This is a genomic window from Sphaerotilus sp. (assembly GCF_031429695.1).
Lineage (GTDB): Bacteria > Pseudomonadota > Gammaproteobacteria > Burkholderiales > Burkholderiaceae_C > Sphaerotilus.
The window spans coordinates 1-12456 of the sequence record NZ_JANPAB010000030.1 but is presented as its reverse complement, the minus strand read 5'-3'; the positions used below and the strand labels follow the sequence as shown (position 1 = coordinate 12456).

Here is a 12456-nt window from a genome sequence, read left to right as displayed (position 1 = left end):
GAGGACATTCAGGCGATTTCGGCTTCGATGGCCAACGCATGGATGCCCTGGGGGATCAACTCGGCGACGGCATCATACACAAGCCGATGTCGGGCAATTCGGGTCATTCCGGCGAACCGTTCCGAGCGGATGCGGACCCGGAAATGCCGTCCGGACGCCGCTCCGGCATGCCCGGCATGGAGGTGACTTTCGTCAATGACCTCCAGACCAACGGGGTTCAGGCGCTGCTGTATCGCCTGCTCGACGGCGATGGCGGTGACGCCAGCGGTTTGGTTGGCGTGCATGTTCACTCTCCGTCCGGTGACTTTAGGTGGCGCGTCAGGTAGAAACCTTGAGCGACCATGAACACGAACATCAGGCCCATGCCGCCGAACGACTTGAACGAGACCCAGGTGCTGGTGTCGTAGTGGTAGGCGACCCAGAGGTTGAGCACGCCCATGAAGCTGAAAAACGCGATCCACGCCAAGTTCAGATTACGCCAGGCAAATGCCGGCAGATCGACTTGCTCGCCCATCATGAGCTTCAGCAGATTCTTGTTGGCCAGGATCGGGCTGAGCCAGAAGGCCGCCGCCATGACCCAGTACAGCACGCTCGGTTTCCACTTGATGAAGGTGTCGTTGTGGAAATAGATGGTGGCGCCGCCCATGACCGTGACCAGCCCGAGGCTGACCCACAGCATCGTGTCGACCTTCTGGCCGCGCAGTTTCAGGTAGAGCACCTGCGCGAAGGTGGCGAGGATGACGACCACGGTGGCCAGCAGCACCGGCGCTTCCTTGGCGCCGACCGCACCCCCGGCCACCAGGAAACCAAACCAGTCGGTGGCGAGTGCGGCAGCCTCGTCGGCGCGTTTTTCTGCCTGGTTGTAAGTCAGGAAGAACAGGACGATGGGCAGGAAATCGAGGATTATTTTCATGGACTGAAGTTTATCGAAGCCGAATTGATGCAGTACCGCTCGCCTGAGGGTTGCGGCCCGTCATCGAAGACGTGGCCGAGGTGGGCGCCACATTGTTGGCACCTGACCTCCACCCGCACCATGCCGTGGCTGCGGTCCGTGACGCGCTCGATGCGCCCTTGTGCGATCTCGGCGCTGAAGCTCGGCCAGCCGCAGCCAGCATCGAACTTGGTGCCGGCATCGAACAGCAGCGCCTCGCAGCAGACGCAGCGGTAGGTGCCGTCGGCCCAGTGGTTCCAGTATTTGCCGCTGAAGGCACGTTCGGTGGCGGACTGGCGGGTGACGGCGAACTGGGTGCTGTCGAGCAGGGCGCGCCACTCGGCGTCGGTCTTGGTGATCGGGTAGGTCATGGAAGGCTCCGCGGATCAGGACGAACAGGAAATTTCGAGCGAGCTGGCCCAGGCAGGCGGCAGGCGGGCGTAGTCGGCGTGCTCCGGCTGCTCGTCGAACGGGTAAGTCAGGACCTGGTGCAAGCGCACCACTTCGCTGTAGTCACCGGCCTCGGCTTGCCGGATGGCCGTTTCGGCGAGGTGGTTGCGCAGCACAAAGCGCGGATTGACCGCCCGCATGCGCTGCTGGCGTTCCGCGTCCACGCTGGCTTCGGCGCGCAGGCGGATGTCGTAGCGTTCGACCCAGGCGTCGAATCCTTCGCCGTCGAGGAACAGGTCGCGCACGGGTTCCGGTGCCACAGGGCCGGAAACGCCGATCCGGTGGTCGGCCAGCAGGCGCCAGGTCAGCGTGTAGTCGGTCTGGTGGCGGGCCATCAGGCGCATCAGATCGTCGATGAGGGCCTGATCGCCGTCCTGTTCAGTGGACAAGCCGAGCTTGGCGCGCATGCGCTGGCCGAGTTGATGGGTGAATGCGTCGGGGTAGTGCGAAAGCGCCTCGGTGAGCACGTCCTTCACCTGCTCGTCATCGCCCTCGATCAGCGGCACCAGCGCCTGCGCCAGCGCGTGCAGATTCCAGTAGGCCACCTGCGGCTGGCGGGCATAGGCGTAGCGGCCCTGGTCGTCCGAGTGGTTGCAGATGTGCATCGGGTCGAAGCCGTCGAGGAAACCGAACGGCCCGTAGTCGATCGTCAGCCCGAGCACGCTCAGGTTGTCGGTGTTCATCACGCCGTGGCAGAAACCGACCGCCTGCCACCCGGCGATCATCACCGCTGTGCGCTGGGCCACTTCGGCCAGCAGCGCGGCAACCGGCTGTGTGGCGTCGCGGCACTGTGGACAGTGGTGGTCGATCACGAAGTCGGCGAGCTGCCGCAGCGCGCTGAAATCACCGTCGCGAACGTGGTGACAGAAATGCTCGAAGTGCCCGAAGCGCAGGAAACTCGGTGCCGTGCGCGTCACGACTGAGGCCGTTTCCACCGTCTCGCGGCGTACCGGCAGATCCGACGCCACCAGCGCCAGCGCCCGCGTCGTCGGAATGCCCAGCGCGTGCATCGCCTCCGAGCACAGGAACTCGCGAATCGACGAGCGCAGCACGGCCCGGCCGTCGGCGCGGCGCGAGTAGGGCGTCATGCCGCTGCCCTTGAGCTGGAGTTCGCGCGGGCCGTTCGGGCCGTCCACCTCGCCGAGCAGCAGCGCCCGGCCATCGCCCAACTGACCCGCCCAGACGCCGAACTGGTGACCGCTGTAGACGGTGGCGGCGGTCTGCATCCCTGGCCACGCTGTGCCGGCGCTGAACGCGGCCAGCGCACCGGGTTGCGTCCACCAGTCCGCGGGCCAGCCCAGATCGGCCGCCGCCGCGTCGCTGGTGGCGACCCAGCGCGGATCGGGCAGCGCCTGACCCGGCTGGTGGTGGGCGAAAGGCCGGCCCAAGGCGGCATAGCGGTTGAGCCAGAGCAGGGCGCTCGGGTGGAACAGGGTGGGAATCATGGCCGGCAGTGTAGCCAGCGGCTTGCGTGGCTGTCGCTTCAGGGACATGCTTGTCCACCCCGGCGGCGCGATGCTCGCCCGCGTTCCACCACCGACTCAGGAGACTTGACGACATGAGTACCCGCCCCCTGATGGCACAGATGATGACGATGCCGCTGATGATTTCCTCGCTGCTGGTCCATGCTGCCCGGCACGCGGCCGACACCGAGATCGTCTCCAAGCGCGTCGAAGGCGACTTGCACCGCTATACCTACCGCGACGCCGAGCTGCGCAGCCGCAAGGTGGCGCAGGCCTTGGCCCGACTGGGCTGCGAGGCCGGCGACCGCGTGGCCACACTCGCCTGGAACGGCTACCGCCACTTCGAGATCTACTACGGCGTCTCCGGCTCGCAGCTCGTCTGCCACACCATCAACCCGCGCCTGTTCCCCGAGCAGATCGCCTGGATCGCGGCCGACGCGGCGGACAAGGTGCTGTGCTTCGACCTGACCTTCCTGCCGCTGGTGGAAAAGCTCGCGGCGCACATGCCGTCCGTGCAGCACTTCATCGTCATGACCGACCGCGCCCACATGCCCGCGCAGACCGGCCTCCCGAACCTGCTGTGCTACGAGGAACTGGTCGAGGCGGAAAACGGCGACTACGCCTGGCCCGTCTTCGACGAGCTGTCCGCGTCGAGCATCTGCTACACCTCCGGCACCACCGGCAACCCCAAGGGCGCCGTCTACAGCCACCGCTCGACCCTGCTGCACGCCTTCGCCTCGGTCATGCCGGACGCGATGGGCTGCTCCTCGGCGGATGTGATCCTGCCGGTGGTGCCGATGTTCCACGTCAATGCCTGGGGGCTGCCGTACAGCGCGGCAATGGTCGGGGCCAAGCTGGTGTTTCCGGGGCCGCACCTGGATGGCAAGTCGCTGCACGACCTGTTCGAGTCGGAGCAGGTGACGTTCAGCGCTGGGGTGCCGACGGTGTGGCTGGGCGCGATCAACTACATGAAGGCGAACAACCTGAAGCTCTCCACGCTGAAGCGCACGGTGATCGGTGGCTCGGCTTGTCCGCCGTCGATGATGCGCACGCTGGAGGACGATTTCGGGCTGGAGGTGATCCACGCCTGGGGCATGACCGAGCTGTCGCCGCTGGGTACGCTGTCCAAGCTCAAGGCCAAGCAGAAAGCGCTGCCGGCCGAGGCACAGCACCGCTTGCTGGAGAAGCAGGGCCGCGTGATCTACGGCATCGACATGGCCATCGTCGGCGACGATGGTACCGAGCAGCCCTGGGACGGCCGCAGCACGGGCGATCTGGTGGTGCGCGGTCAGTGGGTGGTCAATGGCTATCTGGGCCGCACGGACTCGCCGCTGCAGTCGCTGGGCGGCCAGGACTGGTTCCCCACCGGTGACGTCGCCTCGATCGACGCCGATGGCTTCATGCAGATCACCGACCGCAGCAAGGACGTCATCAAGTCCGGCGGCGAGTGGATCAGCTCGATCGACCTGGAGAACATCGCCATGGCGCATCCGGCGGTGATGGAGGCCGCGGCCATTGCCTGCGCGCATCCGAAGTGGGACGAGCGCCCGCTGCTGATCGTTGTGCGCAAGGCCGGACAGTCGGTCACGCGGGAGGATCTGCTGGCGTTCTACGACGGCCGCATCGCCAAGTGGCAGATCCCGGACGACGTGGTGTTCGTCGAGGAGCTGCCGCATACCGCCACCGGCAAGCTCCAGAAGCTCAAGCTGCGCGAGCAGTTCAAGGGCCACGTCCTGCCCACTACCTGAGTTCCTGATCCGCCCCTTTGTCTCGACCGCGACAGGCGTTAGTGGTAGTCCCTGACGCGGCTTTGGCGCGGCTGCATCACCATCTCGCCACCCTGCCGGATGGACCGGCGCAATGCAAGGAGACTTCCACATGACGATGCGTTTTCAAACCAAGGTAGTTGTCCTGGCCGCGATGACCTTGTGTGCGTCTGCCGCCTTCGCCCAGAAGGGCGAAACGGTCAAGATCGCGTGGATTGACCCGCTCACCGGTCTGATGGGGCCGGTCGGGCAGAACCAGGTGAACAGCTTCCGCTTCTTCGCCGAGAAGTTCAGCGGCGCGGGCAACCCGGCGGGCGTGAATTTCGAAGTCGTTCCCTTCGACAACAAGCTCAGCCCGGCCGAGTCGCTGACCGCATTGAAGGCCGCGATCGACCAGGGCATCCGCTACGTCACGCAGGGCAACGGCTCGGGTGCGGCCGCCGCGCTGATCGACGCCGTCAACAAGCACAACGAGCGCAACCCCGGCAAGGAAGTCATCTACCTGAACCACTCGGCGGTGGACCCGGACCTGACCAACAGCAAGTGCAGCTACTGGCACTTCCGCATGGACGCCGACACCTCCATGAAGATGGAGGCGCTGACCACCTTCATGAAGGACCAGAAGGATGTCCAGAAGGTCTACCTGCTGAACCAGAACTACTCGCACGGCCAGCAGGTCGCCAAGTACGCCAAGGAGATCATGGCGCGCAAGCGGCCCGACGTGCAGTTCGTCGGTGAAGACCTGCACCCGCTGGCTCAGGTGCGCGACTTCGCTCCGTATGTGGCCAAGATCAAGGCCAGCGGCGCCGACACCGTGATCACGGGCAACTGGGGGTCCGACCTGTCGCTGCTGCTGAAGGCGGCCAACGAAGCCGGTCTCACCGCCAAGTTCTTCACCTACTACACCGGTGTCACCGGCACCCCGACCGCGCTCGGTGCCCAGGGCGATGGCCGCGTCTTCCAGGTCTCCTACAACCACTACTTCCTGCCCGGCCAGATGGAAAAGTGGCGCGACGAGTTCCAGAAGAAGTTCGACGCCGACTTCTACACCGGCAGCGTGATCCACATCTACACCGCGCTCGGCGAGGCCATGGCCAAGGCGAAATCGACCGATCCGGTCAAGGTGGCGGCCACGCTGGAGGGGCTGAAGTTCAAGAGCTTCAACGGCGACGTGGAGATGCGCAAGACCGACCACCAGATGCAGCAGACGCTCTACATCACGCGCTGGCAGAAGACGGACAAGAAGTACAACTACAGCCCCGAAAAGACAGGCTACACGCTGGTGCCGGTGGCGACCTACGAGCCGTATGTCGCGAGCACGCCGACCTCGTGCCAGATGAAGCGCCCGTCCTGACCCTGTCGTTGCGCGCCCTGTGGACCAGCTCACCATCAACCTCCTGAACGGCTTCAGCTCCGGGCTGCTGCTGTTCATGCTCAGTTCCGGCTTGACGCTGATCTTCAGCATGATGGGCGTGCTGAACTTCGCGCATGCCAGCTTCTACATGGTCGGCGCCTACGTTGGCTACGCGCTCACCGGTGTGGTCGGTTTCTGGCCGGCGCTGGTGCTTGCGCCGCTGGTGGTGGGCGGGCTGGGGGCGCTGTTCGAGCGGGGGGCACTGCGGCGGGTCCACAAGTTCGGGCACGTCCCGGAGCTGTTGATCACCTTCGGCCTGTCCTACGTGCTGCTGGAAGTCGTGCAACTGGTGTGGGGTCGTACCTCGGTGCCGTTCTCGCCACCGACGCAGTTGCAGGGTTCTGCGTTCACGCTGGTGCAGTCCTCGGTGGATGGGCTGCGGATGGTGTGGGGGCAGGCGCCGGCCGAGCTGTGCCAGAACACGGCAGCAGCGGTGATGAGCTGCTCGCGGTTTCCGATGACGCGGGTGTTCATGATGGGCGTGGCTCTGCTGATGCTGGTGGCGCTGTGGGCGCTGCTGACGCGCACCCGGATCGGGCTGGTCATCCAGGCGGCGTTGACGCATCCGGAGATGGCCGAGGCGCTGGGCCACAACGTGCCGCGCGTGCTGATGCTGGTGTTCGGCAGCGGTTGTGCGCTGGCGGGGCTCGCGGGGGTGATCGGCGGCATCACCTTCATCACCGAGCCGTCGATGGCGGCGGTGGTGGGCACCATCATCTTCGTGGTGGTCGTGGTCGGCGGGATCGGCTCGCTGGCGGGGGCCTTTGTTGGCTCGATCCTGGTCGGGCTGCTGCAGACGCTGCCGCTGACGGTCGATGGCTCGCTCGCCACGCTCCTCAATCAACTCTTCGGCGCCGGCATCGGGCCTTCCACCCCTGGCTGGCCATTGCTGCGCATCACGATGGCGCAGGCCGCGCCGATCCAGCCTTACCTGCTGCTCGTGCTCATCCTCATCTTCCGCCCCAAGGGGCTGCTCGGAACGCGGGAGGGCTGAACCATGTCAGCCACTTCTGCCGCTTCTACGTCTACGTCTACTTCTGCTGTCTTCCATTTCAAGCCCTGGAACGTCGGGCGCTGGCTCATCTGGGGTGGCTTCGCGCTGATCCTGCTGGTGGCGCCGAAGCTATGGACCTCCGGGTTCGCGCTGACGATGCTGTCGCAGATGGGCGTGGCGATCATCATCTGCCTGTCCTACAACATGCTGCTGGGGCAGGGCGGGATGCTCAGTTTCGGCCATGCGGTCTACGCCGGACTGGGTTCGTACCTCGCCATCCACGCGCTCAACCAGGTCGGCGCCGGCACGCTCGGTCTGCCGGTGAGTCTGGTGCCGCTGGCCGGCGGTCTGGGCGGGCTGGCCTTCGCCGTGCTGCTGGGTTATGTGTCCACCAAGAAAGCCGGCACGACCTTCGCCATGATCACGATGGGTGTCGGCGAGCTGGTCTGGTCGATGTCGCTGATGGTGCCGGAGTTCTTCGGCGGCGAAGGCGGCGTGTCATCGAACCGCGTGGTCGGCCAGCCAGTGATGGGCATCACCTTCGGCCCGCAGGTCCAGCTCTACTACCTCATCGCGGTCTACTGCTTCGTCTGCACCGCGCTGATGTACGCCTTCACCCGCACACCGCTGGGCCGCATGCTCAACGCCGTGCGCGACAACCCTGAGCGGGTCGAGTTCATCGGCTACAGCACGCAGCGCATCCGCTACATCGCCTTCATGATCGCTGGCTTCTTCGCGGGTGTCGGCGGCGGGCTGGGGGCGTTGAACTTCGAGATCGTGACGGCGGAAGTCGTCGGGGCGCACCGCTCGGGTGCCTATCTGCTGTTCGTGTTCCTCGGTGGCGCGACCTTCTTCTTCGGGCCGATCCTGGGCGCGATCCTGATGGTGATCGCGCTGGTGCTGCTGTCGGAGCTGACGACGGCGTGGCTGCTCTACCTGGGCCTGGCCTTCCTGTTCATGGTGATGTATGCGCCGGGCGGGCTGGCCAGTCTGATCATGATGAACCTGCGCGTAGCGGCCTTCGGCAAGCTGCGTCAGTTGTGGACGGCCTACCTCGGCCTGTTCGGCACGGGAGCCGCAGCGCTCATCGGCATCGGTGCGATGGTGGAGATGGTCTACCACCGCCAGCTCAACGCTGCGCTCGGGCCGAAACTGCGCTACCTTGGTGCCACGCTGGACACCGAGAGCGTCAACACCTGGGTTGGCGCGGTGTTCGTGATGCTGGTCGGCATCGGGCTGTTCGAGCTGACGCGGCGCGAATTTTCTCGCCAATGGGGCGACACCCAGGGCGAGATCGAGAAGGAAATCAAACGCCGGGAGGCCCTCTGAGCACCGCTTCATCCACCGCGCCCGTCATGCCCTTTGCGGTCGAACTCGACAACGTCCACAAGTCCTTCGGCAAGACGCAGATCATCCGCGGCGCGCAACTCCAGGTCCGCAAGGGCGAGCGGGTAGCGATCATCGGCCCGAACGGCGCCGGCAAGTCCACGCTGTTCAACCTCATCAGCGGCAGGCTGGCGCCCACCAGTGGCCAGATCCGTCTGTTCGGCGAGCGCATCGACGGCCAGCAGCCCTATGAAATCAACCGCAAGGGGCTGGCGCGCAGTTTCCAGGTCAGCAACCTGTTTCCGAAGCTGAGCGTGTTCGAGAACATCCGCTGTGCGGTGCTGTGGAGCCTGGGCTACCGGTATGCGTTCTGGAAGTTCCTGTCTGAGCTGAAGGACGCCAACGACCGCACCGACCAGCTGCTGCACCAGCTCCACCTCGACAAGCGCCGTGACGTGCTGGCGATGAACCTGACCTATGCCGAGCAGCGGGCGCTGGAGATCGGCCTGACGATCGCGGGCGGCTCGCAGGTCGTGCTGCTGGACGAGCCGACCGCCGGCATGAGTCGCAGCGAGACGACGCGCTTCATCCAGCTCATCCGGCAGGTGACCGAGGGGCGCACGCTGCTGACGGTGGAACACGACATGGGCGTGGTCTTCGGATTGGCGGATCGGATTGCCGTGCTGGTCTACGGCGAGGTGATCGCCTTCGACACACCCGAGGCAGTGCGCGCCAATCCGCGGGTGCAGGAGGCGTACCTCGGCTCCGTGCTCGCCCAGGGACATTGACGACAGACAAGATGCTCGAACTCGACAACCTCCACGCCTACTACGGCAAGAGCCACGTCCTGCACGGCGTGTCGCTGCGCATCGAACCCGGCGAGATCGTCGCGCTGCTCGGGCGCAATGGTTCGGGGCGCTCGACCACGGTCAAGACCATCATGGGGCTGGTGGACGGGCAAGGCTCCGTGCGCTGGAAGGGTGAGGAACTCCTGGGGCGCAAGGCCTACGAGATCGCCCACCGCGGCATCGGCTATGTGCCCGAGAACCGCGACATCTTCCCCAGGCTGACGGTGCATCAGAACCTGATGCTCGGCCAGAAGGTGGCGGGAAAATCCGGCCGCTGGTCCTTCGACGACATGTACACCATGTTCCCGCGGCTCAAGGAACGCCAGCACACCGAGGCTGGCGTGCTCTCCGGCGGTGAGCAGCAGATGCTCACGCTGTGCCGCACGCTGATGGGCGATCCGGACCTGATCATGATCGACGAGCCGACCGAAGGGCTGGCGCCGAAGATTGTCGAACTGGTGGGCGAGTACCTGCGGGAGCTGCAGCGGCGGGGGATCAGCGTGCTGCTGGTGGAGCAGAAGCTGACGATCGCGCTGGAGGTGTCGCAGCGCTGCCTGCTGATGGGACACGGGCGGATCGTGTTCGAGGGCACTCCGGCGGAGCTGAAGGCGAATGCCTATGTCCGCAAGGAGTGGCTGGAGGTTTGAGCCACCCCACCCCTGCTACGTTCACTGCGAGGTGTTGATGGGGCTTGCCCGGGGGTTGTCTCCAAAAGGACAGGCGGCGGGCGAGGCCGGCTTCTAGACTGCCCGCAGCCTGATCTGACTGCTCACGAGGAGAACCCCATGACCGCCCATAGCGCCCGACACGGCAGCGTCGCCGTCATCACGCTCGACAACCCGCCCGTCAACGGCCTCGGCTACGACACGCGGCGCGCCTTCGCCAACCATGTGCAAGCGGCCGACGCCGACCCCGCCGTGACCGCCATCGTCATCACCGGCGCCGGCAAGGCGTTTTCCGGCGGCGCCGACATCAAGGAATTCGGTTCGCCGAAAGCGACCGCCGAGCCGAACCTGCTCAGCCTGATCCGCCTGCTGGAACACTGCGGCAAACCCACGATCGCCGCGATCCACAGCGTCTGCATGGGCGGCGGGCTGGAGCTGTCGCTCGGCTGCCATTACCGCGTCGCCGCACCGGGGGCGAACATCGCGCTGCCCGAGGTGAAGATCGGCCTCGTCCCCGGCGCGGGCGGCACGCAGCGGCTGCCGCGTGCGCTCGGCGTGGAAACCGCGCTGAACATGATCGTCACGGGCGATCCGGTGAAGAGCGAAGTGCTGGCCCAGGTGCCGGGGCAGAAGCTGATCGACCGGATGATCGACGGCGACCTGCTCGCGGGCGCGCTGGCCTTTGCCGAGGAAATCGCCGCCGTGCGCCCGCTGCCGCTGGTGCGCAACCTGAAGGCGGTCCACCCGGAATCCGACGCCTACTTTCAGTTCGCCCGCAACACCGTCAAGGCGATGGCGAAGAATTTCCCCGCGCCGGCCCGCTGCGTCGATTGTGTCGAGCAGGCGGTGAAAGCCAAGTTCGACGCCGGCATGGTCTACGAGCGCGAAGCCTTCGTTGCGCTGATGATGACGCCCGAGTGCAAGGCGCTGCGCCACGCCTTCTTCGCCGAACGCGCCGCCAGCAAGATCGCCGATGTGCCCGACAGCACGCCGCTGCGCCCGCTGAACAAGATCGCCGTGATCGGCGCCGGCACGATGGGCGGCGGCATCAGCATGAACTTCCTCAACGCCGGCATCCCGGTGGTGATGCTGGAGATGAAGCAGGAGGCGCTGGACCGGGGCGTGGCCACGATCCGCAAGAACTACGAGGCGCAGGTCAAGAAGGGCAAGCTCAAGGCAGACAAGTACGAGCAGCGCATGGCCCTGCTGACCACTACGCTGCACTATGCCGAGATCGGCGATGCGGACATGGTGATCGAGGCGGTGTTCGAGGACATCGAGGTCAAGCGCGCGGTCTTCGAGCAGCTCGACGCGGTGATGAAGCCCGGCGCGATCCTGGCGTCCAACACCTCGACGCTCGACGTGAACAAGATTGCCTCGTTCACGAAGCGCCCGCAGGACGTGATCGGCACGCACTTCTTCAGCCCCGCCAACGTGATGAAGCTGCTCGAAGTCGTGCGTGGCGCGGAGACGGCCAAGGACGTGCTGGCCACCGTGATGGCGCTGGGCAAGAAGATCAAGAAGACCTGCGTGGTCTCGGGTGTGTGCGACGGCTTCATCGGCAACCGCATGATCGAGCAGTATTCGCGGCAGGCCGGTTTCCTGCTGGAAGAGGGCTGCACGCCGGCGCAGGTCGATCGGGCGGCCGAGAAATTCGGCTTCGCGATGGGTCCTTTCCGCATGGGCGATCTGGCGGGCAACGACGTGGGCTGGTACATCCGCAAGCGGCGCTACACCGAGAAGCCGAACCTGCGTTACAGCAAGACGGCGGACCTGCTGTGCGAACTCGGGCGATTCGGGCAGAAGACGGGGGCGGGCTGGTACGACTACAAGCCGGGCAAGCGGGACGCGATCCCCAGCTCGCTGGTCGAGCAGATGATCGCCGACCACCGCGCCACGCTGGGCATCGCGCCGCGCAAGATCGGCGACGACGAGATCGTGCATCGGCTGGTGTACGCGCTGGTCAACGAGGCGGCGCGGCTGCTGGAGGAGGGCATCGCCAGCAAGGCCAGCGACGTGGACATGGTCTACCTGACCGGCTACGGCTTCCCGCTGCACCGGGGCGGGCCGATGTGCTACGCCGACACGCAGGGGCTGTTCAACGTGGTCGAGGAGATGAAACGCTTCGGGCGCAATCCGCTCGATGACGGGGAGTTCTGGCAGCCGGCGCCGCTGCTGGCGCGGTTGGTGGCGGAGGGAAAGAGTTTTAGCTGAGGGAGCGGTCAGGCCGTCAGCTCATGGCCTCTGTGGCGCAAGGCCCGGAGGCATTTGAACGTCGGTGCTAGGCCGTTTTTCGGTCAGCACTGACTTCACCGCTGCATACCCACCGCCCTGGACGACCACCGTGCCAGACATGGCGGTCTCTTCGCTGGAGGTCAGCGGGCGATCTTCACCTGGAGCCGCCGTGATGAGGGCTTCCCACTCAGCAGAATTGCTCGGGAACCTCTTTTGCTTAGCGTCGGCTTTGTTGCACAACCCACCCAGCCGGCCGGTGGTCGAGCGGTGAGGTAGGCTGACGGGATGAGCAAGCCGGCGAAGAAGAAGTACACGACGAAGAACTGGTCGCCCTACACGAAGGCGCTGAGAGCCAGGGGGTCGC

11 protein-coding genes are annotated in these 12456 nt (G+C 65.6%); 7 read left to right on the top strand and 4 right to left on the bottom strand.

Annotation, left to right across the window (positions count from 1 at the left end; all coding sequences use genetic code 11):
* Positions 1-8: 8 nt before the first annotated feature.
* The 4 genes from RMP06_RS05695 to RMP06_RS05680 are packed head-to-tail and all read right to left on the bottom strand — an operon-like array spanning position 9 to position 2874.
* Positions 9-284: a BolA family protein gene (locus RMP06_RS05695; protein WP_310460805.1), complete on the bottom strand. Its 276-nt coding sequence runs from the start codon at positions 282-284 to the stop codon at positions 9-11.
* Between the two features lie 2 nt (positions 285-286).
* The gene (locus RMP06_RS05690) at positions 287-913 is read right to left on the bottom strand and encodes a septation protein A (protein WP_310460804.1); all 627 of its coding nucleotides are present in this window, start codon (positions 911-913) and stop codon (positions 287-289) included.
* A complete protein-coding gene (gene msrB, locus RMP06_RS05685) occupies positions 910-1302 on the bottom strand; it encodes a peptide-methionine (R)-S-oxide reductase MsrB (RefSeq protein WP_310460803.1) in 393 nt (130 codons plus the stop codon). The genes RMP06_RS05690 and msrB overlap by 4 nt, the downstream gene beginning before the upstream one ends.
* A gap of 15 nt (positions 1303-1317) precedes the next feature.
* On the bottom strand, positions 1318-2874 hold the full coding sequence (locus tag RMP06_RS05680) for a protein adenylyltransferase SelO (RefSeq protein ID WP_409050109.1): 1557 nt from the start codon (positions 2872-2874) through the stop codon (positions 1318-1320).
* A gap of 65 nt (positions 2875-2939) precedes the next feature.
* Between RMP06_RS05680 and RMP06_RS05675 the strand changes: the two genes are divergently transcribed.
* The 7 genes from RMP06_RS05675 (at position 2940) to RMP06_RS05645 (ending at position 12071) form a co-directional block, all read left to right on the top strand.
* Positions 2940-4592 carry a 3-(methylthio)propionyl-CoA ligase gene (locus RMP06_RS05675; protein ID WP_310460801.1) on the top strand — a complete coding sequence of 551 codons (1653 nt, stop codon included), beginning with the start codon at positions 2940-2942 and terminating at the stop codon, positions 4590-4592.
* Positions 4593-4728: 136 nt separating this feature from the next.
* Entirely contained in the window at positions 4729-5964 is a 1236-nt protein-coding gene (locus tag RMP06_RS05670; protein ID WP_310460886.1) for a branched-chain amino acid ABC transporter substrate-binding protein, read from the top strand.
* Positions 5965-6040: 76 nt separating this feature from the next.
* Entirely contained in the window at positions 6041-7018 is a 978-nt protein-coding gene (locus RMP06_RS05665; protein WP_409050112.1) for a branched-chain amino acid ABC transporter permease, read from the top strand.
* A gap of 3 nt (positions 7019-7021) precedes the next feature.
* Positions 7022-8347, top strand: coding sequence for a branched-chain amino acid ABC transporter permease (locus tag RMP06_RS05660; RefSeq protein WP_310460799.1), 1326 nt, complete (start codon positions 7022-7024; stop codon positions 8345-8347).
* A gap of 26 nt (positions 8348-8373) precedes the next feature.
* The gene (locus tag RMP06_RS05655) at positions 8374-9132 is read left to right on the top strand and encodes an ABC transporter ATP-binding protein (RefSeq protein ID WP_310460798.1); all 759 of its coding nucleotides are present in this window, start codon (positions 8374-8376) and stop codon (positions 9130-9132) included.
* 11 nt (positions 9133-9143) lie between these two features.
* Positions 9144-9839: an ABC transporter ATP-binding protein gene (locus tag RMP06_RS05650; protein ID WP_310460797.1), complete on the top strand. Its 696-nt coding sequence runs from the start codon at positions 9144-9146 to the stop codon at positions 9837-9839.
* Between the two features lie 138 nt (positions 9840-9977).
* Positions 9978-12071, top strand: a complete 2094-nt coding sequence (locus RMP06_RS05645) for a 3-hydroxyacyl-CoA dehydrogenase NAD-binding domain-containing protein (protein ID WP_310460796.1) — start codon at positions 9978-9980, stop codon at positions 12069-12071.
* The last annotated feature ends 385 nt before the right edge of the window (positions 12072-12456 follow it).

Coding starts and splice junctions, on each gene's coding strand:
- RMP06_RS05695 (WP_310460805.1), bottom strand. CDS start 284: ATGCACGCCAACCAAACCGCTGGCGTCACCGCCATCGCCGTCGAGCAG.
- RMP06_RS05690 (WP_310460804.1), bottom strand. CDS start 913: ATGAAAATAATCCTCGATTTCCTGCCCATCGTCCTGTTCTTCCTGACT.
- msrB (WP_310460803.1), bottom strand. CDS start 1,302: ATGACCTACCCGATCACCAAGACCGACGCCGAGTGGCGCGCCCTGCTC.
- RMP06_RS05680 (WP_409050109.1), bottom strand. CDS start 2,874: ATGTCCCTGAAGCGACAGCCACGCAAGCCGCTGGCTACACTGCCGGCC.
- RMP06_RS05675 (WP_310460801.1), top strand. CDS start 2,940: ATGAGTACCCGCCCCCTGATGGCACAGATGATGACGATGCCGCTGATG.
- RMP06_RS05670 (WP_310460886.1), top strand. CDS start 4,729: ATGCGTTTTCAAACCAAGGTAGTTGTCCTGGCCGCGATGACCTTGTGT.
- RMP06_RS05665 (WP_409050112.1), top strand. CDS start 6,041: ATGCTCAGTTCCGGCTTGACGCTGATCTTCAGCATGATGGGCGTGCTG.
- RMP06_RS05660 (WP_310460799.1), top strand. CDS start 7,022: ATGTCAGCCACTTCTGCCGCTTCTACGTCTACGTCTACTTCTGCTGTC.
- RMP06_RS05655 (WP_310460798.1), top strand. CDS start 8,374: ATGCCCTTTGCGGTCGAACTCGACAACGTCCACAAGTCCTTCGGCAAG.
- RMP06_RS05650 (WP_310460797.1), top strand. CDS start 9,144: ATGCTCGAACTCGACAACCTCCACGCCTACTACGGCAAGAGCCACGTC.
- RMP06_RS05645 (WP_310460796.1), top strand. CDS start 9,978: ATGACCGCCCATAGCGCCCGACACGGCAGCGTCGCCGTCATCACGCTC.